22 protein-coding genes are annotated in these 24,440 nt (G+C 60.3%); 12 read left to right on the forward strand and 10 right to left on the reverse strand.

The features are described from left to right. Positions 1-54: 54 nt before the first annotated feature. Positions 55-1,005 (reverse strand): ribosome biogenesis GTPase YlqF, encoded by a 951-nt coding sequence (ylqF, locus tag G5253_RS01780; RefSeq protein WP_005334061.1) that lies wholly within the window; start codon positions 1,003-1,005, stop codon positions 55-57. A 323-nt stretch (positions 1,006-1,328) separates the two neighbouring features. On the opposite strand from ylqF, the gene G5253_RS01785 reads away from it, so the two are divergent. From G5253_RS01785 to G5253_RS01820, 8 genes are all read left to right on the forward strand, one after another. Next, positions 1,329-2,726: an alkaline phosphatase gene (locus G5253_RS01785; RefSeq protein ID WP_005334065.1), complete on the forward strand. Its 1,398-nt coding sequence runs from the start codon at positions 1,329-1,331 to the stop codon at positions 2,724-2,726. An 11-nt stretch (positions 2,727-2,737) separates the two neighbouring features. Further along, positions 2,738-4,129: an alkaline phosphatase gene (locus tag G5253_RS01790; RefSeq protein WP_127006774.1), complete on the forward strand. Its 1,392-nt coding sequence runs from the start codon at positions 2,738-2,740 to the stop codon at positions 4,127-4,129. A gap of 72 nt (positions 4,130-4,201) precedes the next feature. Beyond that, positions 4,202-4,888: a hypothetical protein gene (locus tag G5253_RS01795; RefSeq protein ID WP_107685200.1), complete on the forward strand. Its 687-nt coding sequence runs from the start codon at positions 4,202-4,204 to the stop codon at positions 4,886-4,888. 82 nt (positions 4,889-4,970) lie between these two features. Next, complete coding sequence (locus G5253_RS01800) at positions 4,971-5,708, forward strand: substrate-binding periplasmic protein (RefSeq protein ID WP_158111102.1); 738 nt, start codon at positions 4,971-4,973, stop codon at positions 5,706-5,708. Between the two features lie 245 nt (positions 5,709-5,953). Beyond that, positions 5,954-6,349, forward strand: coding sequence for a nucleoside diphosphate kinase regulator (gene rnk / locus G5253_RS01805; RefSeq protein WP_005334070.1), 396 nt, complete (start codon positions 5,954-5,956; stop codon positions 6,347-6,349). A 192-nt stretch (positions 6,350-6,541) separates the two neighbouring features. Continuing rightward, a complete protein-coding gene (uhpA, locus tag G5253_RS01810) occupies positions 6,542-7,132 on the forward strand; it encodes a transcriptional regulator UhpA (RefSeq protein WP_005334071.1) in 591 nt (196 codons plus the stop codon). Then, positions 7,129-8,649, forward strand: coding sequence for a signal transduction histidine-protein kinase/phosphatase UhpB (gene uhpB / locus G5253_RS01815; RefSeq protein ID WP_266133805.1), 1,521 nt, complete (start codon positions 7,129-7,131; stop codon positions 8,647-8,649). Before uhpA ends, uhpB begins: the two co-directional genes overlap by 4 nt. A 21-nt stretch (positions 8,650-8,670) precedes the next feature. Continuing rightward, a complete protein-coding gene (locus G5253_RS01820; RefSeq protein ID WP_266133804.1) occupies positions 8,671-10,005 on the forward strand; it encodes an MFS transporter in 1,335 nt (444 codons plus the stop codon). A gap of 86 nt (positions 10,006-10,091) precedes the next feature. On the opposite strand, the gene G5253_RS01825 is transcribed toward G5253_RS01820, so the two are convergent. Further along, entirely contained in the window at positions 10,092-11,225 is a 1,134-nt protein-coding gene (locus tag G5253_RS01825; RefSeq protein ID WP_227340823.1) for a GGDEF domain-containing protein, read from the reverse strand. 521 nt (positions 11,226-11,746) lie between these two features. Here G5253_RS01825 and G5253_RS01830 point away from each other — a divergent pair. From G5253_RS01830 to G5253_RS01840, 3 genes are all read left to right on the forward strand, one after another. Further along, positions 11,747-12,547: a transporter substrate-binding domain-containing protein gene (locus G5253_RS01830; RefSeq protein ID WP_005334079.1), complete on the forward strand. Its 801-nt coding sequence runs from the start codon at positions 11,747-11,749 to the stop codon at positions 12,545-12,547. A 99-nt stretch (positions 12,548-12,646) separates the two neighbouring features. Further along, positions 12,647-13,606 (forward strand): amino acid ABC transporter permease, encoded by a 960-nt coding sequence (locus G5253_RS01835; protein WP_019445267.1) that lies wholly within the window; start codon positions 12,647-12,649, stop codon positions 13,604-13,606. After that, positions 13,590-14,333 (forward strand): amino acid ABC transporter ATP-binding protein, encoded by a 744-nt coding sequence (locus G5253_RS01840; RefSeq protein WP_266133803.1) that lies wholly within the window; start codon positions 13,590-13,592, stop codon positions 14,331-14,333. The genes G5253_RS01835 and G5253_RS01840 overlap by 17 nt, the downstream gene beginning before the upstream one ends. Positions 14,334-14,440: 107 nt before the next feature. Here the strand turns inward: G5253_RS01840 and G5253_RS01845 are convergent, their stop codons facing one another. Further along, positions 14,441-15,232 carry a substrate-binding periplasmic protein gene (locus G5253_RS01845; protein ID WP_266133802.1) on the reverse strand — a complete coding sequence of 264 codons (792 nt, stop codon included), beginning with the start codon at positions 15,230-15,232 and terminating at the stop codon, positions 14,441-14,443. A 168-nt stretch (positions 15,233-15,400) separates the two neighbouring features. On the opposite strand from G5253_RS01845, the gene G5253_RS01850 reads away from it, so the two are divergent. Further along, positions 15,401-16,240 (forward strand): sterol desaturase family protein, encoded by an 840-nt coding sequence (locus tag G5253_RS01850; protein ID WP_266133801.1) that lies wholly within the window; start codon positions 15,401-15,403, stop codon positions 16,238-16,240. A 109-nt stretch (positions 16,241-16,349) separates the two neighbouring features. On the opposite strand, the gene G5253_RS01855 is transcribed toward G5253_RS01850, so the two are convergent. The 7 genes from G5253_RS01855 to pstA all read right to left on the reverse strand — a co-directional run bounded on the left by G5253_RS01855 (position 16,350) and on the right by pstA (position 24,440). Further along, complete coding sequence (locus tag G5253_RS01855) at positions 16,350-17,765, reverse strand: basic amino acid/polyamine antiporter (RefSeq protein WP_266133800.1); 1,416 nt, start codon at positions 17,763-17,765, stop codon at positions 16,350-16,352. A 9-nt stretch (positions 17,766-17,774) separates the two neighbouring features. Continuing rightward, entirely contained in the window at positions 17,775-18,677 is a 903-nt protein-coding gene (locus G5253_RS01860) for a homocysteine S-methyltransferase family protein (protein ID WP_421202620.1), read from the reverse strand. Between the two features lie 293 nt (positions 18,678-18,970). After that, positions 18,971-19,513, reverse strand: coding sequence for a hypothetical protein (locus G5253_RS01865; RefSeq protein ID WP_266133798.1), 543 nt, complete (start codon positions 19,511-19,513; stop codon positions 18,971-18,973). Positions 19,514-19,532: 19 nt separating this feature from the next. After that, complete coding sequence (locus G5253_RS01870) at positions 19,533-20,852, reverse strand: hemolysin family protein (protein ID WP_421202621.1); 1,320 nt, start codon at positions 20,850-20,852, stop codon at positions 19,533-19,535. Positions 20,853-21,042: 190 nt separating this feature from the next. Further along, positions 21,043-21,753 (reverse strand): phosphate signaling complex protein PhoU, encoded by a 711-nt coding sequence (gene phoU, locus G5253_RS01875; protein WP_005302735.1) that lies wholly within the window; start codon positions 21,751-21,753, stop codon positions 21,043-21,045. Positions 21,754-21,861: 108 nt separating this feature from the next. Next, the gene (gene pstB, locus G5253_RS01880) at positions 21,862-22,680 is read right to left on the reverse strand and encodes a phosphate ABC transporter ATP-binding protein PstB (RefSeq protein ID WP_216954080.1); all 819 of its coding nucleotides are present in this window, start codon (positions 22,678-22,680) and stop codon (positions 21,862-21,864) included. 110 nt (positions 22,681-22,790) lie between these two features. After that, positions 22,791-24,440, reverse strand: coding sequence for a phosphate ABC transporter permease PstA (pstA, locus tag G5253_RS01885; protein WP_042012620.1), 1,650 nt, complete (start codon positions 24,438-24,440; stop codon positions 22,791-22,793).

Genomic DNA, 24,440 nt, shown 5'->3' on the forward strand with positions numbered 1-24,440 from the left:
CTCGGTCACACAAGCTCGCTCGTTGTCAGGCAAGCTCGGGACGCCTGAGGATAATTATTTCTGACGCTTGCGGGCGTACTTGCGACGGGCGCGGGCCTGACGCTCCTCTTCCCGCTCGGCCTTCTCTTTGGCTTTTTGCTCGGCTTCTGCCGCGGCTTCGACAATCTCGACGCTCACCATCTCCGGCGTCTCCAGCGAGATGCGGCCAAGCAAGCCGGAGCGGAACTCGTTGATCAGGATCTCGGACGCCTTGTGCAGGTCGGCCAGCCCCCCTTTGCGCATAAACGCCCGCTGGCGGGCGATCATCTCCAGCAGCTCGATCTCGGTCTCGGGCAACTCGTCAATCTGGTAGCGCGCCTTGATCCGCTCCGGATAGGCCTTGATGAAGTAGTCAGCGGCGAACATGGCGATATCGGCATAGTCGAACACCGTGTCCTTGATGGCCGCTGTGATGGCCAGACGATAACCGCAGGAGGGCGGATTGAGCTTGGGCCAGAGGAAACCCGGGGTATCGGTCAGGATGACGTTGTTATCCAGCTTGATCCGCTGCTGGGACTTGGTCACCCCCGCCTCGTTGCCAGTACGGGCGATGATGCGCCCCGCCAGGGTATTGATCAGGGTGGACTTGCCCACGTTGGGGATCCCCATGATCATCGCCCGCACGCCGCGCAGCTCAAAATTGCGCTCCGGCAGCATCTCGTGGCAGAGAGTCAGCAGTTGCTTGATCTTCTCCGGCTCTTGTTGCGTCAGCGGCAGCGCCTTGATCCCCTTCTCTTTTTCCATGTGCGCCACCCACAGATCGGTGATCGCCGGATCGGCCAGGTCCGCCTTGTTCAGCACCTTGATCACCGGGGTATCACCACGCAGCTCGGGCACCAGCGGGTTTTCGCTGGAGAAGGGGATGCGGGCATCGAGCATCTCGATGATCACATCGACCTGGGGCATGACCTCGGCAATCTCTTTGCGGGCCTTGTGCATGTGACCGGGGAACCAGTTGATGGACATATCCGTTACTCTCTGTGGGGGCTGCGGGCGGGCGCATGGAACAACAGGCGCTCTGCCGCGGGCATCGAACGAAGGGGGCGCATTTTACCTGCTGCGGGCCTCTTTTGACAGGTCATTCTAACCATCACCTCATCAAATCAGCAAACCGCCGAGGCGGAGCGACCTTGCCGGAAGCGACCGGACCAACTGGCTCAATTGACAGATAACACATTGATATAGTGTAACATTTTCATCACTTTTTCACACAACCGTCACCGATAGTCAGTAAAAGTGTCATCTGCCCCCTCTAGGCTGCGCTCAGGTTTTACAAGGAGCGAACCCCAATGAGAAAAATGGCAGGACTTGCAGTGATGATCGGCGCCGCCCTGGCTGCCGGCTGCAAATCAGACAATGACACGGTGGCGACCAAGCCCGCAGCCCAACCCACCAACGTCATCTTCTTCCTCGGTGACGGCATGGGCCTCAACACCCTGACGGCAGCCCGCATCTACGGTGTCGGCGAAGAGGGTGATCTCACCATCGATACCCTGCCAGAAACGGCCTTTATCAAGACCTTCTCCCACGATGCCCAGGTCACTGACTCGGCCCCCTCCATGGCGGCCTACATGACCGGGGTCAAGAGCAACAACGGCGTCATCAGCATGGACGGCGACGCCACCTATGAGAGCGACTGCAGCAAGAGCGCCGGCAAGCCGGTGACTACCCTGCTGGAGCTGGCCAAAGCCGATGGCCGCGGTACCGGCGTGGTAACCAGTACCCGGGTGACCCACGCCACCCCGGCGGCTACCTATGCCCATATCTGCAACCGGGATCTGGAGGCAGATATCGCCGTCCAGCTGGTACCGGGCGGCAAAGGCTACAACAGCGCCCTCAAGGAGGGGCTGGATGTGGTGCTCGGTGGCGGCAGCAGTTTCTTCCTGCCCAAAGCCGACAAGGGCAAGCGGGAGGATGGCCGCAACCTCATCAGCGAAATGCAGGCCAAGGGCTACCAGTTTGCCAGCAATCTGGATGAGCTGAACAAGGCCGATGCGGGCAAGCCGCTGCTGGGTCTGTTTGGTTCCAGCCACATGAAATATGACCTGGACCGCCCTGCCAGCGAGCCGTCACTGGCCCAGATGACCCTGGCCGCCATCAAGCAGCTCAAGGGCAAAGAGAAGGGTTACTTCCTGATGGTGGAAGGGGGCCGCATCGACCACGCCCTGCACGACACCAACGCCAAGCGGGCGCTGCAGGACACCATCGCCTTCGACAACGCCATCAAAGCCGCCATCGACGAGGTGAAAAAGAGCGACCCCGAGCTGAAAAACACCCTGATCGTGGTCACCGCCGATCACGACCACACGCTCGTGCTCAACGGCTATGCCAAGCGCACCGGCAAGACCACCGCCGACAACCCCGGCGTACTCGGGCTGGTGAAGAACTACGAGACTGGCGAGCCAAGCAAGGATAGCGAGGGCATGCCCTACACCATCATAGGTTTTGGCAACGGCTACAACCGGGTGGATGGCCCGCGCAGCAGCGTCGCCCCACTCGACGATGCCACCGTCTCCGCCAATGACTACCACCAGGAAGTGGTGGTCAAGGTAGGCGAGATCGGCAACGAGACCCACGGCGGCACAGATGTCTTCCTCGGCGCCATCGGCAAGGGGGCTGACAGCTTCCATGGCTCACTCGATAACACCGCCGTGTTCGGCAAGATCAAGGCTGCGGCCAAGCTGTAAGGAGCACTTTCATGAGCAAACAGATGAACACATCCATCAAGCACACGCTGGTCTGCGCAGCCCTGTTCAGTGCGCTGGGCGCAACCTCCCAGGCACAGGCCGCTGATGCCAAAAACGTCATTCTCTTTATCGGTGATGGCATGGGGCCCACCGTGCTCACCGCCACCCGCCTGTTCAAGGTGGGAGAAGAGGGCAATCTGGAGATGATGAAACTGCCGCGCAGTGCCCGCATCAAGACCTTCTCCAACGATGCCCAGACCACCGACTCGGCCCCCTCCATGGCGGCCTACACCACCGGGGTCAAGATGAACAACGAGGTGATCGCCATGAGCAGCGACACCAAAGCCGTCGCCCCCGGCAAAGACGTCAATGGCAACAAAACCGTCAACAATTGCAGCAGCGATAACGGCAAGCCGGTGCCCACCATCCTGGAGCTGGCCAAGGCGGCAGGCAAATCGGTCGGGGCCGTCACCACTACCGAGCTGACCCACGCGACCCCGGCGGCCACCTACGCCCACATCTGCCATCGGGATGCCGCTTATGACATCGCCGCACAGGCCGTTCCTGGGGGCGCTGGCTATAACAGTGCCCTCAAGGATGGGGTCGATGTGCTGATGGGCGGTGGTGCCAACCACTGGACCCCCTACAGCGCCAGCAACAAGGGCGGTCGCAATGACAACCGCGACCTGACCGCCGAGATGAAGGCGCAGGGATACAGCTATGTCACTACCCAAAGTGAACTGGCCAAGGTCACCAGTGGTAAGGTGCTCGGTCTGTTCAGCAGCAAATCCCACCTCGACTACGAGCTGGATCGGGTCGCCAAGGGGGCAGCCAATACCCAGCCGTCCCTCTCCGAAATGACCGCCAAAGCGATCGACCTGCTGAGCAAGAACAGTCAGGGTTACTTCCTGATGGTAGAAGGCGGCCGGATCGATCATGCCCTGCACGGCACCAACGCCAAGCGCTCGCTCACCGACGCGGTGGCACTGGATGAGGCGGTCAAGACGGCGCTGGGTAAAGTGGATCTCAACAATACCCTGATCGTGGTCACCGCCGACCATGACCACACCATGACCATTAACGGCTACTCCGCCAAGGGCAATCCGGTGCTGGATCTGGTGAAAAATGGCGATGGCTCGACCCAGAACGACGTGGATGGCAAGCCCTTCACCACCCTGGTGTTCGGTAACGGCCCCAACCGCCCCGATGTGCGTCCCGTCCTCACCAGCGATCAGGTGATGGCCAATGACTATCTGCAGGAGACCGGCGTCAAACTGACATCGGAAACCCACGGCGGCGGCGATGTGATGCTGTTTGCCGATGGCGCCGGCAGCAACCGCTTCAAAGGCACGCTGGATAACACCAAGGTGTTTGGCAAACTGCGGGAGGCGCTCGGCCTGTAAGCAGCAGGGGCCCGGGTGCATCTGAGCAATCGACTCAGCGGCCCGGGCCCCGGCTCTTTCGAGCGACAGATGATGATGCGACTTTTGCTTTCGTTATGGCTGCTTGGCAGCACCCTCGCCTTCCCCCTGCATGCTGACGACACGCCCCCGGATCTCGCCGCCCGGATCAGCTATCACGACCGGAACACCGGCAGCGATGGCATCGCCAGAGAGAGTGTCTGGCAAGAGAAGTGGCTGCGGGTGGGCAATCAGGTGTGGAGCCAGCGGCTCATTCCCCTCCCCCTTGCCCGTGCCTATCACGCCACTCACGATGCCACCCCCGGCCACAAGCACTTTACCCACCAGATGGCAGCCCGCTGGGTCAGTCGCAGTGATGAAGGTGAGTTGCAACTGCGTTATGCCGACAGCTGGCACAACCAGCTGGTTGAGGTGCCGGTGGAAGAGTATGGCCAGGTGGCCTTCAAACCCGACTGGCCACGGATCCGCCATCTCGTCAACCCGGCGCTGATCGAGGGGATGACCCCGCTGGATGAGGCCGCCCCCGAGCAGGCCCGCTGGTATGAGAAGCGCGAAGGGCAGCAACGAACCCGCATTCTCTGGTCGAGTCAGTGGCAGCTCCCGCTGGTGGTCGAATCGGCCAGTCTCGACGGCTATCGCAGCTACCGGATGGAGGTGACCTTGCGCAAGCTGCCTGCTCAGCTCCCCTGGCAGCAACTCGCTGATTACGAAGTGCGCGATCTGCGCGATTTCTTCGACTGAGATCCCAACCCCTCAGCGAGCCCAACGACAACGCAGGCAGGAATGTTACACTCTGCATATTCGACTCTGGCTCACGACCTTGATGCGCGCTCTCTGCCTGCCCTTTTTTGCACTGCTGTTGTTGCTGGTACACACCGGTGCCCAGGCTATTGTGCTGGTGGCGGCCGAGCTGCCCCCTTACGTCATTCGCTCCTCTCACGGCAAACCAAGCGGTGTCGCCATCGAGATCATGGAAGAGGCCGCGCGACGCCTTAAAGAACCGCTCACCATCGAGTTGATGCCGCTGGCCCGAGCCCTCACCCAAACCGCCCATCGCAAGGATGTACTGCTGATACCGCCAGTACGCAGCTCTCAACGGGAGCATCTCTACTACTGGGTTTCCCCCATCCTTGATGAAGAGTTCCTCATTGTCAGCAATCGCCACAAGCATCCCACCCCGCTCATGATAAACGCGCTTCCTTCACTCAAGGTGGGCACCTTGCGTCACTCCTTCGGCCAGTATCTGCTCAAGCAGAGGCTGAATCTCGCCAGCCAAACCGTCGCCACCGAAGACCTCAATGCCCTCAAACTGCAACGAGGACGCATCGATGCCTGGGTCGCAGCCTGGAACGTCATCCTCTACAACCAGCAGACGGGCGGATTTTCCATCGATGAGATAGTAAAAGGCGAATCCTTGATGCGTACCCAGTTATTTATCGCGGCCAGCAAGGATTTTCCCTTCACCGAAGGGCGTCGCTGGCAAGCCGTGATTGACGAGATGCGCCATGATGGCACACTGGCGCGGATCATCCGTCAGTACAACTATCAGGTTCCTGAGTAGTCACTCAATCACGGTTGCCAAGGCCGGCCAGAATGGTTATGGTAGCCCCATGAAAATACTCGCTATTTCCTCGCATTTGCTCACACCCTGCTGAGCCCCCGCCTCGCTCCTTCGGCCGCGAGTCGCTTGGGGGCATGGCATTTTCAATCGATTGAACCTGTTGAATCCATTTTTGTAACACTTTGCGTGATGGCCAACCTGCACCCGCCGGTATGGGCCTATCCGCTATTGATAAGGAATATCTTATGAAACAACCTCATCTGGTTATCTCCAGCCTTGATCTGGACCGTATCGAACAACTGCTCGGCAACCACCCGCAGCATCTCGCCCTGCAAGAGGAGCTGGACCGCGCCGAGATCCGCGAACCGGCCGACATGCCGCCGGACGTGGTCACCATGAACAGCAAGGTACGCTTCAAGATGCAGAGCAGCGGCAACGAGTTCTGCCTCACCCTGGTCTACCCGCGCGATGCCAAGGGCGACGAGAGCAACATCTCGGTACTGGCGCCGGTGGGCAGCGCCCTGCTCGGTCTGAAAGTGGGCGACAGCATCGCCTGGCCGGGCCCGGCCGGTCGCACCATCGAGGTCGAAATTCTGGAAGTGGTCTATCAGCCGGAGCGCGCCGGCGAGCTGCACCGCTGAGTCCCACGGGCTGGTCATCCCCTGTTGATCAGCCCGCTTGCTCGCCCTTGCCAGCTGATCCCGATCAAGCTTTGTTCACCTTGCTCCCCGGTTTTTAGCCCCTTTTCCTGCTGCTGCTTGAGCCTGACTCGAGGGGCAGGTATCTTGTTGGCCGCGTCATGGTCATGACGCACCGAATTTCAGGCTGACATCATGATAAAAATTGCCCTTATCGACGATCACCAGATCGTCCGATCCGGTTTTGCCCAACTGCTCAATCTGGAGCCCGACCTGCAGGTGGTCGCCGAATTCGGCTCCGCCAGCGATGCCCTTGCCGGCCTGCCCGGCAGCGGGGCGCGCGTCTGCGTCTGCGACATCTCGATGCCCGACCAATCGGGGCTGGATCTGCTCAAGCAGCTCCCCTCCGGCCTTGCGGTGGTGATGCTCTCGGTGCACGACAGCCCCGCCCTCATCGAGCAGGCGCTGCAAACCGGTGCCAAGGGATTTCTCTCCAAGCGCTGCAGTCCGGACGAGCTGATCGCCGCGGTGCGTACCGCCGCCCAGGGGGGGTGTTATCTGACGCCGGACATCGCCCAGAAACTGGCCAGCAGCAGCCGGGATCCCCTCACCAATCGGGAGCGGGAGATTGCCCAGTTGCTGGCACAGGGGCTGGAGGTGAAGGCCATCGCCGAGCAGCTCGGCCTCTCCCCCAAAACCGTCCACGTCCATCGCGCCAACCTGATGGACAAGCTCAAGGTCAGCAACAACGTCGAGCTGGCCCACCGCATGCTGGATAGCTGGTGATCTCCCGTTTTGCCAGCTATGTCGCCATCGCGCTGGCGGCCTGCTTCATCTTTGCCGCCGGCTGGTTTTGCCTCTGGAGCATCAGCCTGCATCTGGCGGGTGGCCCGGCGCTGGCGGTGCTGCTGTTCCCCTTCGGCCTGCGCCTCGGGTTACTGCTGCAAAGTCCCGGCCACTACTGGCCGCCGCTGTTGCTGTGCGAAGGGCTACTGCTCTACTGGCTCAATCTGGAAGTGGGGCTGCCCCACTGGCAGTGGTTGCTGATCGGCAGTCTGCTCACCCTGCTGCCGCTGCTGATTGCCCGCCGCCAGCCAGTGCGCAACGACTGGCAGCAACTGCTATTGCTGCTCGCCACCGTCTCGGTGGCAGCCCTGCTGCAATCCCTGCTCTGGCATCTGGCGGGAGAAGATGGCCTCTCGGCCCTGCTGCTCACCCTCACCGGCGGGCTCACCCTCACCTCCACCTGCATGCTGATCTGGCACTACCTTACCCGCGCTACCTGGGTGCCGCTCGGCCCTGCGCTGGTGGATCAGCCGGTAGACTGGCGCTTTCGCCATCTGGTCTGGTATCTGCTGTTGTTCGTGCTGAGCCTCTGGTTGCAGCTGGGGCTGCCCAACTCGCTGGTGCGCTTTACCCCGTTTTGTCTGGCCATCCCCATCATCGCCATGGCGTGGCGCTACGGCTGGCAGGGGGCGCTGCTCGCTACCCTGATGAACACCATCGCCCTGCTGGCCAGTCAGGCCTGGCACGATCACCCCCTCGATCTGCTGCTCTCCCTGCTGGCCCAGAGCCTTACCGGCCTGCTGCTCGGCGCCGGGATCCAGCGCCAGCGCGAGCTCAATCAGGCGCTGACCCGCCAGCTTGCCCACAATCGCCAACTCACCGAGCGGCTGCTGGAGACCGAGGAGAGCATCCGCAAGGAGGTGGCGCGCGAGCTGCACGACGACATCGGCCAGACCATCACAGCCATTCGTACCCAGGCCGGTATTGTTCGCCGCCTCGCCCCCGACAATGCGGGTGTGGGCCAGAGCAGCGCCCTGATCGATACCCTCTCCCTTGGCATCTACGACGCGGTGCGCGGTCTGCTCGGGCGGCTGCGCCCGCGCCAGCTCGACGACATGACTCTGGAACAGGCGGTACGGGCGCTGCTGCGGGAGCTGGAGCTGGAGCGTCACGGCATCGTCACCCGGCTGGAGTGGCAGCTGGCGGATGGGGATCTCTCCGATGCCCAGCGGGTCACCCTGTTTCGGGTCTGTCAGGAGGGGCTCAACAACGTGGTCAAACATGCCAACGCCCACTCGGTCACCATTCGCGTCCGGGCCAGCGGCGATCTGTTGCAACTGGTGCTGGAAGATGATGGCCGCGGTCTGCCGGAAAGCCGCCCGCAACAGGGCTATGGCCTGCTCGGCATTCGCGAACGGGTACAGGCCCTCGGAGGCAGTCTGCAACTCTCCTGCATCCACGGCACCCAGCTGACGGTCAACCTGCCCAGTCGCAGACGGGAAGAGATCCATGGCTAATCACCACCAGAGGGCCAGCCTGTGCTGAGTTTTATGAGAAGCGCGCCGCCCCGGCCCCTTATCCGGGATCAGGCCGAGATCGACACCACCTATCGCCACTGGCGGCTGCACCTGCTGCTGACCATGTATCTGGGCTACGCGGTCTTCTACTTCACCCGCAAGAGCTTCAACTTCGCCATGCCGGACATGCTGGCGAGCGGCATGCTGGACAAGTCCGACATCGGCATGCTCTGGACCCTGTTCTACATAACCTACGGCTGCTCCAAGTTCTTCTCCGGCATCATCAGTGACCGCGCCAACCCGCGCTACTTCATGGGTGTCGGACTGATGGCCACCGGCGTTATCAACATACTATTCGGCCTCTCGTCGGCACTCTGGATGTTTGCCGCCCTCTGGGTCGCCAACGCCTTCTTCCAGGGCTGGGGCTGGCCCCCCTGCTCCAAGCTGCTCACAAGCTGGTATTCGCGTACCGAGCGCGGAGTCTGGTGGTCGGCCTGGAACACCGCCCACAACGTCGGTGGCGCGCTCATCCCTCTCATCGTCAGCACCATCGCCCTGCAGCATGGCTGGCGCTACGGCATGATAGTGCCCGGCCTTATCGCCATCATCGCGGGATTGTTCCTCTGCTGGCGGCTGCGGGATACCCCGAGTGCCATGGGACTGCCGACAGTAGGCGAGTGGCGCAAGGATGCCATGGAGCTGGCCCAGCAGACTCAGGATGTGGGGCTCTCCCATCGCCAGATCCTGCGCAAATATGTGCTGGGCAACCCCTATATCTGGCTGCTCGCCTGCTGCTACGTGTTGGTCTATGTGGTGCGTACCGCCATCAATGACTGGGGCAACCTCTACATGACCGAGCAGCGCGGCTTCAATCTGATGAGCGCCAACTCGGCCATCTCCATGTTCGAGGTGGGGGGCTTTATCGGCGCCCTGGTGGCGGGCTGGGGCTCGGACAAGCTGTTCAATGGCAACCGTGGCCCGATGAACCTCATCTTTGCTGTGGGGATCCTGCTGGCGGTGGGGTCGCTGTGGCTGATGCCCTTCTTCAGCTATGTGATGCAGGCGGCATGCTTCTTCACCATCGGCTTCTTCGTGTTTGGCCCGCAGATGCTGATCGGCATGGCGGCAGCGGAGTGCTCCCACAAAAACTCGGCGGGGGCCGCCACCGGCTTTGTCGGCCTGTTTGCCTACATGGGGGCGGCGCTGTCAGGCTATCCGCTGGCCAAGGTGATGGAGATCTGGCACTGGAACGGCTTCTTCGTGGTGATCTCGGTGGCGGCAGGTGTCTCGGCCCTGCTGCTGCTCCCCTTCCTCAAGGCGCAGGCACCGAGACCCCCTCAAGCGAATGCAGATTAGCGGGTGGCAGCTAACGAGCTATATCCGGCAAGCAGACAGGGCGCGGATCACCGCGCCCTGATTTTATTCCTGAACCTATTCCTGCATCAGGCAGCTTGACAGACCCGGTTCTTTCCTTCCCGCTTGGCCCGATAGAGAGCGTCATCCGCACGGCTGAACAGGCTGTCAAAGTGCCACTCCCCCTGCCAGTAAGCAATACCCATGCTGACGGTGATATGAATCCCCTCCACCTCGCTGGCCGCAAGCTGAACCAGCAGTGACTGGCAACGGGCGATGGCCTCGTCTGCGGCGACATGGCGAAACAGCAGCACAAACTCCTCACCCCCAAAGCGGCCCGCCAATACCCCCTCCAGCTCGCGCAGTGCCAACCCGACCCGCTCCAGCACCCGATCACCCACCTCATGACCATGCCGATCGTTGATCTGCTTGAAGTCATCCAGATCGAGCACCACCAACGCCCCCTGTTGTGCAGGGCGTCCCCGGGCCAGACGCTCCATAAAACCACGGCGATTGAACAAGCCGGTCAGCGGGTCATGACTGGCCTGATAGCGCAGCTCCAGCGCCCGGTGCTGGTTGCAGAGCAGCAGCACCCCGAAAGTGAGCATGGAGCTACCCACCAGCATGGAGACATAGGGCAACACGTTGAACAACTGACGCTGGAACGGGCTTTCGATCACCTCGCCCCACACGGTAAACATCCGCATCAATGTCATGGCAATCAGCACCAGATTGAGGCCAATCAGCACCCAGACTGCCACCTGATAATCAGGGCGGCCGTGACGCCAGAGCTGCCAGATGATGAGCGTGCTGAGCATGAGGAAGGTGGCGCTGCTGATCATCACCCGTACCGCAATCCGGCCATCGATGGCGACCGACCAGGTCATGATGGCGGCAAACAGCAGGATGAATCCCCAGCAGGCAGGCCAGCCTGGCGATTGCCGGAAGAAACAGCGCTGGGCAACCAGCAGCAGCGACACATGAAAAATCAGGAAGACATTGCCAACCCAGGAGCCATAGGGGGTGGGGGTCAGCAGCAAGCTGGCAAATCCAGCCTGACCCAGCATGGCAAACAGACTGGACCACCACCAGACCCCGACACCGGGAATATCGTTGTGGGTGACGCGAATGATGGTAAGAGTGAGGAAACCGAGACAATAGCCACACAAGGCCATGATCATCAAGGTAAAAATATCCAGCTTAAGCAGTAGTGAGGCGTCCATACCAAAGCCATGCAGAGAGGGTAACTGAGTATATGAGAAGCGTTTGCCAAGACCCAGTGGGACTTGATGGTTTTCATAATAAAGCCCGTTCGTTTGCTGACAAACAGCGCAATGAGCGTGATATCCCATCAATACGTATTTGTCTCCGCCCCTGAAAAGAGTCTCTTATGGAGCTTATCGGTGCAATAAGAGCCGCAAGCGGCGCCTTGGCTTTGTAACAAAATGTCTTGGGCATAATTTGGGCTTGAACCCACCCCATTAGATAGATATGTTGTTTTCGTGTGATTTTATGAATGAAGCCATGAGCAATAAATGTCTCTAACCTGTTGAGTCTTCTGACACAATCTGTTTTTGGTACATTTTTCACTCAACCACTATTCATAGCATCTCATATGGGGCTTTTGTCCCGCTCAAGACATTCATCCTGTCTTGCCTGTTGCCGGATGCAGCAGTCTCTTGTGCCACGGAGTCGCACGGGATCAGGTTCAAGGCCGAACACACCACCGACAGAGACGTCACTTATGATCAAAAAACTGATTCTTTCTACCCTGCTGTTTTGCGGGATCGCCACGGCGGCCCCGACACCTGCCCCCACGTCCACCCTGGATGCCGTGCTCGAACGCGGCGTGCTGCGAGTCGGCTTCGACGCCGGCTATCAACCCTTCGAGATGACCAACAAGCAGGGCCAATACATCGGCTTTGATGTGGATCTCGCCAAGATGGTCGCCAAAGAGATGGGCGTGAAGGTCGAGTTCGTCAACACCGCCTGGGATGGCATCATTCCGGCACTCCTGACCAACAAGTTCGACGTCATCATGGGCGGCATGACCGTCACTCCCCAGCGCAACCTGCGGGTCAACTTTGCCGATCCTTACATCGTGGTCGGCCAGACCATCGTCCTGCGCAAAGAGAAGGCGGGCGAAATCAAATCCTTCACCGACCTCAACGACCCGAAATACAAGATCGCGGTCAAGCTCGGCACCACCGGCGAGCAGGCAGTCAAGCGCCTGATCCCCAAAGCCACCCTGCTGCAGTTTGAAACCCAGGATGACGCCAAGCTGGAAGTGATCAACGGCAAGGTCGATGCGTTCGTCTATGACCTGCCCTACAACGCTATTTTCGCCTCCCAGAATCAGGGCGCCGTGGTGCACCTCGACAAGCCGTTCACCTTCGAGCCGCTGGCTTGGGCCATCCGCAAAGGGGATCAGGACACCCTCAACTGGTTCAACAACTACCTGCGCCAGATCAAGGGCGATGGCAGCTACGACCGTCTCTACAAGAAGTGGTTCGAATCCAACGCCTGGCTGAATCAGCTCAAATAACCTCCGGGGGGCGGCACATGCCGCCCCTGCACCACGCAGCTCCCCACACAATAACGAGAAGAGGTTGTGACTGTGCACACACCCAAACCGACAAGACAGATGGAAAAACAACCCAATCAGCTGCTCTGGCATGGGGTTTTCCTGCTGATGCTGCTGGTTGCCGTATTCGGCATCTACAAGGCTGTCCAGTCAGTGGATTACACCTGGCGCTGGGAACGCATTCCCCAATACATCGCCTATCAGGCGGAGCAGAAGAATCTCGCCGAATTTGACGGCACCGTGATGGCGGGCACCAGCGAGGCCGAGAAGGGCAAGCTGTTCCTGCAAGACGATCTCGACCCCAATGTGCGGCAAGCCATTGCCAGTACCGGCGTACAAGTCGCCGAAGGGGATACCGTTTTTCGTGGCGATACCCTCGACACCCAACTGAGCTGGACTGCAGGCCCCATTGCCTGGGGCGTCTGGGTCACCGTCAAACTCTCGCTGGTGGCGGGCATCTTCGCCATCCTGCTCGGAACCCTGGCCGGGCTGGCGCGTCTCTCCCCCAATCCGGCCCTGCGCAATCTGGCGGTCACCTACGTTGAGCTCATCCGCGGCACGCCGCTGCTGGTGCAGATCTTCATCGTCTACTTCTTTATCGGCACCGTGCTGAACCTCGACCGCTTCACCGCCGGGGTCGCCGCGCTGGCGGTCTTTACCGGTGCCTATGTGGCGGAGATCGTCCGCGCCGGTATCAGCTCCATCCACAAGGGGCAGATGGAGGCGGGTCGCAGCCTGGGTATGACCTCGGCCCAGACCATGCGCTATGTCATCCTGCCGCAGGCGTTCAAGCGGGTACTGCCACCGCTGGCAGGCCAATTCATCAACCTGATCAAGGACTCCTCGCTGGTCTCGGTCATCTCCATCACCGATCTGACCAAGGCCGGTCGCGAGGTAGTCAGCTCCACCTTCAGTCCGTTCGAGGTATGGTTTACCGTCGCCTTGCTCTATCTGGTGCTGACCGGCACCCTCTCTTTCTTGGTACGCCGTCTCGAGGTGAAATATGCACGCAGCAACTGATCCCATCATCAAGGCGACCGGCGTAGAGAAGTTCTACGGCAGCGAAGTGCACGCCCTGAAAAACGTCAGTACCGAGGTGGCAGAAGGGGAAGTGGTGGTGATCGTCGGCCCCAGTGGCTCGGGCAAGTCCACCTTCCTGCGCACCCTCAACCAGCTGGAGACCATCAACGACGGCAACATAGTAGTCGACGGCATCAGCCTGACCGAGCCGGGCGATGTCAACAAGCTGCGGGAAGAGGTGGGCATGGTGTTCCAGTCCTTCAACCTCTTTCCCCACCTGACGGTGCTGGATAATATCTGCCTCGCTCCGCAGAAGGTGCGTGGCCTGTCGCGCCGTGAGGCCGAAGACAGAGCCAAGGCGCTGCTGCTGAAAGTGGGGCTGTCGGTGAAAGCAGCCAGCTATCCCTCCCAACTCTCCGGTGGTCAGCAACAGCGGGTAGCCATTGCCCGGGCGCTCGCCATGCAGCCGCGCATCATGCTGTTTGACGAGCCCACCAGTGCGCTGGACCCCGAAATGGTGGGGGAAGTGCTGGATGTGATGAAGGGGCTGGCCCGCGAAGGGATGACCATGGTGGTGGTGACACACGAGATGGGCTTTGCCCGCGAGGTAGCGGATCGGGTGCTCTTTATGGAGAGTGGCGAACTGCTGGTGGATGAAAAACCGGCCGATTTCTTCGACAATCCTCCCTCCCCACGCCTGCGCCAGTTCCTGAGTCAGGTGCTGTAGCCAACATGCTCTGCTGGATAAATGAAGAGGGACCGCAAGGTCCCTCTTCTTGTGTGTCACGCTGAGCAGGCTTAACCCAGCTGAACCCGAGTGCCCATCTCATCGGCTCAGCGCGGGGACTTTCCCAAATAGCGCTCCACGATCACTTTCACCCCGTCACGTTTTTTGAGCTGATAGAGCTCCTTGTCAAACTGGTCGATAAAGGCCTGTTTGTAGGGGTACTCCCCCTTGCGGCTGTAGCCGAGAAACCCCTGCTCCTTGCTGAGCACCGGCCCCTGTTTGAGCAAGGACATATCGGCCACCGCCAGCTGATCGGCCTTTATCATGTTGAGCAACTCATAGAGCAGGGAGAGGCGATCATTGATGGTGCAATCGACCCGGCCGCGGACAATCTTGAGCAAGTTCTCCCGATTGCTTTTCACCTCCTCCACGTCGATCTGCTTCTCTTTTACCGCCTGCCAAAAGGCATCACCGCCGACGGCAAAACCGGCGTTCATGCCAAAGCGTAAACCATGATAGTCGAGCGGAAACCTGGCCTGCGGAGTATTGACCGCAACACTGGCGCCGCACATCACCACCAGCTCTTCATCCAGCATCGGCTGGGAGTAGGGCCACATCCAGGGGCGACTGTCGGGCTGGTAGTAAGGCGGAAAGATGGCGAAGGCGCTGCCCTGCTCCACCATGCTCAGACCGCGCCGCCACGGCATCGGCTTGAGCACCACCTCATAGTCAGGCATGGCAGAGGTCACCTCGCGGATAATATCGGCATAGATCCCCCTGACCTCCTCCCCCTCCTGCCAGGAGTAGGGGGGATAGTTGGCATCGGCCAAAATTTCAACACGGGTTTTGGCCTGGGCCATCATGCACAACCCCAGCAACAAGCAACACCAGACGCGCATAAGCCAGCACCTCCTGAAAAAGCCTGCATCAAGCATAGCCATCCGCCGCACCTTCCTCTGCTGCCGCGCCATATTTCATGCCATCTCTTCGTTGGCAGAAAAATGTTAATGAAATATTAAAGCCATCCTTTATGCTGGAGAGCAATTGCTCTGAATGGATGGCCGCATATGGATGTGCAACTGCTTCTGCTCTACCTCTCCCCGGTTTTTCTGGCCTTTATCGGCTGGGAGATGCTCTACCTGCGCAAACATGGCGCGGCCCTTCCAACCGCCACCTACCAGTGGCGGGATCTGTTCGCAAACGCCGCCCTGGCCCTGATGCACCAAGGGGGCGATGCGCTGGCGGCCATCGCCATTGCTTATCTGTATGACACCCTATGGGGCTGGCGGCTGTTCGATATCGAGCTGAATCTCTGGAGTGTGCTACTGCTGTTTCTGTTGCAGGATCTCTGTTACTGGCTGTTCCACTTCACCAGCCACCATGTGCGCTGGCTGTGGGCTTCCCACGTGGTACATCACAGCTCGGAGCGGCTCAACCTCTCCACCGCCTTTCGCCAGAGCCTGATGTATCCCATCTCCGGCATGTGGCTGTTCTGGATCCCGATGATTGTCATCGGCTTCCCGCCCGAGGCGGTGGTCGCCACTGTGCTGCTGAGTCTGGGCTTCCAGTTCTTCGTCCACACCCAGGTAGTGGGCAAACTCGGCTGGCTGGAGTGGATCTTCAACACCCCCTCCCACCACAGGGTGCATCACGCCAGCAACGCCAAGTACATAGACCGCAACTTTGCCGGGGTGCTGATCATCTGGGATCGGCTGTTCGGCACCTTTGTGGAAGAAGACCCGGCCGAGCCGTGCCGCTTCGGCATCACCAAGCCGATCCACAGCTTCAATCCCCTCACCCTCACCTTCCACGAGTGGCGCGACATGCTGCGCGACGCCCGTGGCCTGCCTTGGCGACAAAAACTCGCGGTGCTGTTTGGCAAACCGGCCGGACCTGCCAGCCGCTAAGCCTTCTCCCCAGGTCACAACTCTCGGATAGCAAGCCCCTGATAACCAGTCCCTGATAACAAGAGAGCGCCACAGTGGCGCTCTCTTATGGTCAGTCACATCTTCGATGTCAGAGATGGGCGAACGACCAGACGGCGGGGATCAGGCTCAGCAAGGTCACTCCGGCCAACAGCCGTTCGCGACCACTCAGGCAAAGATCTGCGCCCAGCTGACGGCGGCTGTAGAGAAACAGCAGCAGACCCGGCCCGTAGAGCAACAACGACAGCAGCAGATATTCCACCCCGGCAGCATAGAGCAGCCAGAAACCGTAACAACTCGATACCAGCGCTACCGCCCGCATCAGACCGCGGCCCTGCCCGCCCTCACCCTTCTTGCTGAACGAGAGCTTGAGCAAGAACAGGCCGATCAGCAGGTAAGGCACCAAAATCATCGAGGTAGAGATAAGCAGCAGGCTGGTGTAGCCCTTGCCGAGCAGCCATACCAGCAGCAGGCAAGTCTGCACCGTCAGGCTGGTGAGCCAGAGCGAGGCGATAGGCGTCCCATTGCGGTTCTGGCGCCGGAAGATGGCGGGAAACGCGCCGTGGCGTGCCGCGCTGAACGGCACCTCGGCCGAGAAGAGGGTCCAGCTCACGTAGGAGGCAAGCACCGAGACGATCAGGCCGACGCTGATGAGCAGCTTGCCCCATGAGCCGGTCATCTGGGCCATCAGCCCTGCCATGGAGGGGTTGGGCAGCGCCGCCAGCTCGGGTCGGCTCAATATTCCGAGCGCCAGCACCGAGATAAGCACATAGAGCAGCAACGCCAATACCACGCCAAGCACAGTGGCCGTGCCCACATCTCGCCGGTTTCTGGCGCGGGCCGACAGCACCGCTGCCCCCTCGATACCGGTGAAGACCCAGAGAGTGATGAGCATGGTATTGCGCACCTGCTCGGAGACCGGCACCGCCAGGGTGCTGCCCTGCTGATCCGCCGCGAAGGTGACCGGGTCGAACCAGTAGCAGGCGAACAGGATAAACAGCAGCAGCGGCAGGCTCTTGGCCAGGGTCGCCACCAGATTGAACAGCGCCGCCTGCTGCACGCCGCGGGCCACCAGCAGGTGCACCGCCCAGAGGATGCAGGACTCGCCGACAAACGCTGCCAGCGTGTTGCCCTCACCAAACCAGACCTGCTCCGGCGTATCGACGAAGCTGCCCAGCGCCGCAAAGGCAATGACCAGATAACCCACCACGCCGATGGTGGCGCAGAGCCAGTACCCCCAGGCGGAGAAGAAGCCCACCAGATCGCCAAAACCGGCGCGGGCGTAGCTGTAGATGCCGCCGTCGAGATCCGGTCTGAGTCGCGACAGATAGAGAAAACTCATGGCGAGCGCCAGGATGCCCACACCCGTCACGCCCCAGCCGATCAGCACAGCGCGCGCCCCCGCCACCTCGGCCATGTTCTGAGGCAGGCTGAAAATCCCCGCCCCCACCATGGAGCTGAACACCAGCGCGGTGAGGGACCAGAGCCCAATCTTGTTCTCTTTCATGGGTGCTCCTTAGCGCAACCGGCTGCTCAGCGCCTGAATATGCTCGGGGCCGATACCGCAGCAACCGCCGATCAAGTTCGCCCCGGCCCCGCGCCAGCGCTCGGCCCAGCCGAGATAATCCAGCGGCCCCAGATCGGCGCGGATCTCGTCCAGTCCGTCGTTGGCGGTGGCCTCTTTGGGCTGCGGCGGGAAGGCGTTGGCATAGGCACCGAGGCGGATGTCGATGCGACCCAGCGCCTGCAATCGGGCGCGAGCAACCTCGAGGGCCCCCTCGATCACCTCGGGCTGACAGCAGTTGAACAGGATGGCATCGACTCCAGCCGCCACCAGCGAGGTCACCGCATCGGCCACCCGCTCGCCGGAGCGCAGTCGCGGCTCGTTGCCCGGCGCCTCATCTTCCAGCGTGAAGGAAACCCAGAACGGCTTGCCATCGTCAGGCAACAGCGCTTTCAGGGCCAGTGGCTCGGCAATCAGGCTCATGGTCTCGGCCAGCCAGATATCCACATAAGGGGATAGCGCCCGGATAAGCGGCATCGCCAACTCGCTCACCCGGTCCGCCTTGAACAGGTCGGCACGGTAGGAGCCAAAGAGCGGTGGCAGAGAACCCGCCACCTGCACGGCGCCCTTCTGCTCGTCAGCCACCTCACGGGCCAGCTGACCAGCCAGCGCTGCCAATCCCTCCCCGTCGGCAAAGAAACGCTCATCGCCGATATGAAACGGCACCAGCGCATAGCTATTGGTAGTAATGACCCTGGCCCCGCTCGCCACATAGGCCTGATGCACGTCACGCACCGTCTCTGGCGCCTCCATCAAGGCCAGCGCCGACCACTCGGGTTGACGAAACGGTGCCCCCCGCCGTGCCAACTCGCGCCCCATGCCCCCATCCAGCACCCACAATTCCCTGGTTTTCATCTGTCGTGTCTCTTTGTTATGTGCGTTGTTTATTTGCGTATTTATCTGTTTGTTTTGTTGATCTGCGGTTTCGCATCGAATCGCTGCAGATCGTCCCGCTTCATCCTGGGAAGCCCTTTTATTATGCAGCCATAAAAACATATAGATGTTTAGATGGCTAGAGCAAGGTAAAACAAAGTGCCACGGGCGGCAATCAGTATCAGCAGAAATCAGCGTGCAAACGGCGAGGCAAACGCAGAAATGCAAGAGGCCACCCGAAGGTGGCCTCATCACTATCTTGATCCGCTGGTAACTTAACGCCCGGCCAGCACTCGCTTAATCTGTTTGACCCAGTCGGAGACCCGACCCTGCTGCGGCAAACCGCGCCAGATCTGCTCCCACTGGGCAGGGCTGAGCGGACGACCGAGGCGACGCTGTACGCCTGCATATAGGTAGTCATGGGCCGTGGTGGCCGCATGCTCGGAGGTGAGGAATTTGGAGACCGGATCGGTCAACCGCACATCCCGCATGCCGAGCAGCGGATAGTCGTTGTGCACAGCCGCCAGCATGGTCTCGCGCATAGCCGACTCGATGTAGCCACGGGCAAACAGGGCGGTCACCGACTCCAGCGACCCCTGATCCGGGCCATGGTACTGCTCATCAAAGACCGGGCTCGGCTCGGCCATGCCGCTTTGCACCACCGCATCGGGATCCGGCTGCGGCACGACCACCGCGGGCTTGGGGGCAACCGGCTTGGCTGCCACTGTGGCTTTGCGCGGCGCGCTCTGGCTACAGGCACCCAGTGCCAGGGCGAGCGCGACAAAGGCCAGCGCACGGGAATGAGACTGCATCTTCATGACTTTTATGTCGCTCCTTTTACGATTCCTGAGCTGGCTTCTCGGCAACAGCCGGTTCGACCCGGGTAACCAGCAGCTGATCAATCTTGTAACTGTCGATATCCACCACTTCGAACTTGTAACCGGCGTATTTGACCGAGTCAGTGCGCTTGGGGATCTTGCGCAGCATATACATGATAAAGCCGGCGATGGTCTCGTAGTTCTGGTTCTCGGGGAACTCTTCGATATCGAAGGCGCGCATCACGTCGGAGATGGGGGTGACCCCGTCCACCAGCCAGGAGTTCTCGTCGCGCTGGACGATCTGCTCTTCCACCACGTGGGTCGCCCACTCGCCCATGACGGTGCTCATCAGGTCGTTCATGGTGACGATCCCCACCACCAGCGCGTACTCGTTCATCACCACGGCAAAGTCGCCACGATGATTTTTGAAGTACTCCATCGCTTCATAGAGGTTCAGGGTATCGGGGATGATGATGACGTTCTGCACCAGGTTGCCACCGATCAGGTCGATGCTCTGGCCGCCGATAACGCGGATCAGCAGCTCTTTGGCATCGACAAAGCCCTTGATGCTGTCGAGGTTGTGGTCACAGACCAGAAACTTGTTGTGGGGATGCTCGGCGATCTTCGCCTTGATGCTCTCTTCACTCTCTTGCAGGGTAAAGTAGATGAGGCTCTCGCGGGCCGTCATGGCAGAGGTGACACCAAGGGACTGCAACTCGAACACGTTCTCGATGAGCTGATGCTCCTCGCGCTGGATAACCCCCGCCTCGGCACCAGCATCCATCACGGCATAGATATCGTCGGAGGTGATCTCGTCGTTGCGCACCGTGGAGACGCGCATCAGACGGAACAGGGAGTTGGCCAATCCGTTGAAGACCCACACCAGCGGCATCAAAAGGGTGACGAAGAAGAGCATGGGGCGCACCACCACCACGGCAATCTGCTCGGGCATGGTCATGGCCAGACGCTTGGGCATCAGGTCGGCGATCAGGATAAACATGCCGGTGACGAACACGAAGGAGGCACCGGAGCTGATCTCGCCAAGCCAGGGGCCCTGGTAGAACTGGGAGACAATCCCCTTGATGGCGGGGTTGAGGGCAGACTCACCCAGGATACCGCCCAGAATGGCGACGGTATTGAGGCCAATCTGCACCACGGTGAAAAAGTTGCCCGGCTGGGCCTGCAGGGCCAGCACCTTTTCGGCCTGGCGATTACCTTCATCCGCCATCACCTGCAATTTGATTTTGCGAGACGCGGCGAGAGAGATCTCGGAGAGGGAGAAGAACACACTGCCGCCAACCAGCAGCATTAAAAAGAACAAACTATCGGCAAAACTCATGATTAACCTATTGCTACACCCGCCTTAGCACAAGACGGCAAACTGGGCCCGGGAGACCGGACCGTGAGCCCATCCGGGACTCACACAGGGGGAGTATTCTATCAGAAAACAGCCAGTTGGGGGCTTTATCTTACTCCGACCAGTTATGCAACAAAAAAGGCGCTTCACGCGCCTTTTTATTCACTTCCGGTTAGCCCTTGCCCAGCAGGGTGCCCAGATCGTCCGCCTTGGTGTGGCGTACATCCTTGCCTTTAACGTAGTAGACGATGTACTCGCAGATATGCTGGCAGCGATCGCCGACCCGCTCGATGGCCCGCGCCGCCCACAGGACGTTGAGAACCTGGGGGATGGTGCGGGGATCTTCCATCATATAGGTCATCAGCTCGCGGATGATGGACTCGTACTCCCGGTCTACCTTGTCATCTTCCTTGTAGACCGCCAGCGCCGCATCCAGATCCATGCGGGCGAAAGCGTCGAGTACATCGTGCAGCATCTTGATGGTGCGACGGCCCATGTTCTCCAGCGACACCAGCGGCGGCTGCGGCTTGTTGGCGTTGTCGGTCAGCATGCGGGCGATCTTGTCGGCCACGTCGCCAATGCGCTCCAAGTCGGTGATGGTCTTGATGATGGCCATCACCAGTCGCAGGTCGGAGGCAGTCGGCTGACGCTTGGCGATGATGCGGGTGCACTCCTCGTCGATCGCCACTTCCATCGCGTTGACATTGTGGTCGTTGGCCACAATCTTGCGAGCCGCATCGAGATCCTGATCGTGGATTGCCGCGATAGCGTCGGTGAGCTGCTGCTCCACCAGACCCCCCATCACCAACACCTGATTGCGCACGCTCTCTAGCTCGGCATTGAACTGACCGGAGATGTGTTTATTGAGGTTCATATTGTCCATACAAATAATCCTTGATTGCTCCGATTATGCCTTAGCCGTTGAACTGACCGGTAATCTGTTTATTGATGCTCATCATGTTCATATCCATAACCCTTGTTCAACCACGCCTTAGCCATAGCGACCAGTGATGTAATCCTCGGTCTTCTTCTTGGCCGGTGTAGTGAAGATGGTGTTGGTATCCGAGTACTCGATAAGCTCGCCCATATACATGAAGGCGGTCTGATCCGACACCCGCGCAGCCTGTTGCATGTTGTGGGTCACAATCACCACGGTGAACTGGCTCTTGAGCTCGTTGATCAACTCCTCGATGGTGAGGGTGGAGATGGGGTCGAGCGCCGATGTCGGTTCATCGAGCAGCAACACTTCCGGCTCGATGGCGATGGCGCGGGCGATCACCAGACGCTGCTGCTGACCCCCGGAGAGACCGAAAGCGTTGTCGTGCAGACGATCCTTCACTTCGTCCCACAGGGCCGCACCGCGCAGGGAGCGCTCGGCGGCCTCATCCAGAGTGCGGCGATCGTTGATCCCCTGCAGGCGCAGACCATAGACCACGTTCTCGTAAATAGACTTGGGGAACGGGTTCGGGCGCTGGAACACCATGCCCACCTGACGGCGCAGGGCGGAGACATCCACGCTCTTGTCATAGATGTTGTGGCCGTGCAGCAGGATCTCCCCGTCGATGCGGCAGATCTCCACCAGATCGTTCATCCGGTTGATGCAGCGCAGCAGGGTCGATTTGCCACAGCCTGACGGGCCGATAAAGGCGGTCACCTGCCCTTTGGGGATCTTCATGTTGACGTTGAACAACGCCTGCTTGCTGCCGTAGTACAGGTTGAGATCCTTCACCTCCAGCGCGGTCTGCTCCGGGCTCAGGTTAAGCAGGTCCAGCGCGGTGTGCTGGGTAGACGTGGTCGTTACGTTGATCATCTGTTACCTCAAAATCTGTCGGTGGCGGCGGGCAATCTCATCGCCCGCGGCCGGAACGCTTGGCTGGCAGGGAACCCTGTCCCCTGCCCGTCTCTGTGGTAGCTGGCCTATCAATGTTCCAGCGACCGGAATTTCTCGCGCAAGTGGTTACGAATACCGATAGCGGTCAGGTTCAGACCCACGATCACCGTCACCAGCAGGAAGGAGGTGGCATAGACCAGCGGGCGGGCCGCCTCGACGTTGGGGCTCTGGAAGCCGACGTCATAGATGTGGAAGCCCAGGTGCATGAACTTGCGCTCCACATGCAGATACGGGAAGTTGCCATCCATCGGCAGGGTCGGTGCCAGTTTCACCACCCCCACCAGCATCAGCGGCGCCACTTCACCGGCCGCACGGGCAATCGCCAGAATAAGGCCGGTCATGATGGCCGGACTCGCCATCGGCAGCACGATGCGCCACAGGGTCTCGGCCTGGGTGGCGCCCAGTGCCAACGAGCCCTGACGGATGGTGCTCGGGATCCGCGCCAGCCCCTCTTCGGTGGAGACGATCACCACCGGCAGGGTCAGGATGGCCAGGGTCAGCGCCGACCAGATCACGCCGGGTGAACCAAAGGTCGGGCTCGGCAGCGCTTCCGGGTAGAACAGCTGGTCTAACGAACCGCCGAGTGTGTAGACGAAGAAGCCCAAACCAAACACGCCATAGACGATGGAGGGTACACCCGCCAGGTTGATCACCGCGATGCGGATGATCTTGGTCAAGCTGTTTTTGCCCGCATACTCGTGCAGGTAGACCGCTGCCACCACCCCCAGCGGGGTGACGATGATCGCCATCAGGAACACCATGAAGACGGTGCCGAAGATAGCCGGGAACACCCCGCCCTCGGTATTGGCCTCACGGGGATCGTCGGAGACAAACTTGCCGATCTGGTGGAACCAGTGACCCACCTTGGCCAGCAGGCTCATGTCGTTGGGCCATACCACATCCAGTACCCTGGACATGGGCATGGTCACCAGCTCGCCACGCATATCCTTGACGGTGATGCTGTCCCGGTCAGCCTGACTGCGCAGAGAGAAGAGCTCTTTTTCCAGCACCTGATAACGATCGTTAAGGGCCTGACGTTCACGCTCCAGCTGAGCTTTCAGCTGATCGGTCAGCTTCTCTTCCAGCTCGGCCTTGCGCTCTTTCAGGCGCAGCCGCTCCAGCTGATAGTTGATGCTGCCGATGTCCCCTTTTTGCAGATCGTTGGCCTGTTCGGAGAGGGCATTGGCTCTCGCCAGCACCCGCTGCAGGGCAGGATGCAGATCCGAAGTCAGCTCGCGGCCATCCTCTTTTACCCCGACGATATAACCGTAGAAGTTACCGTTGGTGGCACGCTCAACCATGGCCAGCTCGGCTGGCTGGCTCTGGGACTTGATGTCCGTCTCCAATACCCAGCGAAAATCGAGGTCGACGAACTCACGGTTGCCGGTCTTGACCAGATAGCGGGTCAGCAGCTCGCGCTCTTCCCCCTCCAGCGGCAGACCTGCGGCGCGCAGTCGCTCCACCGGCACCAGCTCGCGATCGTTGATCTCGCCGATCAGCACGCTCTTGTTGCCGCTGGCGTCCTCCAGCTGCCACTCATAGATGGGGTGCGGCCAGAAGTAGACCAGACCACGCCATCCGATCAGCAGCAGCAGACCCAGTACCGCCACCAGACTCAGGCTGACGGCTCCGCCGGTCATCCAGATCCAGGGGGCCCCTGATTTAAACCACTTACCCAT

The organism is Aeromonas sp. 602658 (assembly GCF_049173005.1).
Taxonomy (GTDB): Bacteria; Pseudomonadota; Gammaproteobacteria; order Enterobacterales; family Aeromonadaceae; genus Aeromonas; species Aeromonas veronii_A.

Excerpts from the sequence above, each read along its gene's own strand:
- G5253_RS01855 (WP_266133800.1), bottom strand. The coding sequence starts at position 17,765 with ATGAAAGAGAACAAGATTGGGCTCTGGTCCCTCACCGCGCTGGTGTTC.
- G5253_RS01835 (WP_019445267.1), top strand. The coding sequence starts at position 12,647 with ATGGAAAAACAACCCAATCAGCTGCTCTGGCATGGGGTTTTCCTGCTG.
- rnk (WP_005334070.1), top strand. The coding sequence starts at position 5,954 with ATGAAACAACCTCATCTGGTTATCTCCAGCCTTGATCTGGACCGTATC.
- G5253_RS01845 (WP_266133802.1), bottom strand. The coding sequence starts at position 15,232 with ATGCGCGTCTGGTGTTGCTTGTTGCTGGGGTTGTGCATGATGGCCCAG.
- G5253_RS01830 (WP_005334079.1), top strand. The coding sequence starts at position 11,747 with ATGATCAAAAAACTGATTCTTTCTACCCTGCTGTTTTGCGGGATCGCC.
- G5253_RS01825 (WP_227340823.1), bottom strand. The coding sequence starts at position 11,225 with ATGGACGCCTCACTACTGCTTAAGCTGGATATTTTTACCTTGATGATC.
- G5253_RS01795 (WP_107685200.1), top strand. The coding sequence starts at position 4,202 with ATGATGCGACTTTTGCTTTCGTTATGGCTGCTTGGCAGCACCCTCGCC.
- uhpA (WP_005334071.1), top strand. The coding sequence starts at position 6,542 with ATGATAAAAATTGCCCTTATCGACGATCACCAGATCGTCCGATCCGGT.
- G5253_RS01870 (WP_421202621.1), bottom strand. The coding sequence starts at position 20,852 with ATGAGTTTTGCCGATAGTTTGTTCTTTTTAATGCTGCTGGTTGGCGGC.
- pstB (WP_216954080.1), bottom strand. The coding sequence starts at position 22,680 with ATGATCAACGTAACGACCACGTCTACCCAGCACACCGCGCTGGACCTG.
- ylqF (WP_005334061.1), bottom strand. The coding sequence starts at position 1,005 with ATGTCCATCAACTGGTTCCCCGGTCACATGCACAAGGCCCGCAAAGAG.
- G5253_RS01865 (WP_266133798.1), bottom strand. The coding sequence starts at position 19,513 with ATGAAGATGCAGTCTCATTCCCGTGCGCTGGCCTTTGTCGCGCTCGCC.
- G5253_RS01860 (WP_421202620.1), bottom strand. The coding sequence starts at position 18,677 with ATGAAAACCAGGGAATTGTGGGTGCTGGATGGGGGCATGGGGCGCGAG.
- G5253_RS01785 (WP_005334065.1), top strand. The coding sequence starts at position 1,329 with ATGAGAAAAATGGCAGGACTTGCAGTGATGATCGGCGCCGCCCTGGCT.
- G5253_RS01790 (WP_127006774.1), top strand. The coding sequence starts at position 2,738 with ATGAGCAAACAGATGAACACATCCATCAAGCACACGCTGGTCTGCGCA.
- pstA (WP_042012620.1), bottom strand. The coding sequence starts at position 24,440 with ATGGGTAAGTGGTTTAAATCAGGGGCCCCCTGGATCTGGATGACCGGC.
- G5253_RS01800 (WP_158111102.1), top strand. The coding sequence starts at position 4,971 with ATGCGCGCTCTCTGCCTGCCCTTTTTTGCACTGCTGTTGTTGCTGGTA.
- G5253_RS01850 (WP_266133801.1), top strand. The coding sequence starts at position 15,401 with ATGGATGTGCAACTGCTTCTGCTCTACCTCTCCCCGGTTTTTCTGGCC.
- phoU (WP_005302735.1), bottom strand. The coding sequence starts at position 21,753 with ATGGACAATATGAACCTCAATAAACACATCTCCGGTCAGTTCAATGCC.
- G5253_RS01840 (WP_266133803.1), top strand. The coding sequence starts at position 13,590 with ATGCACGCAGCAACTGATCCCATCATCAAGGCGACCGGCGTAGAGAAG.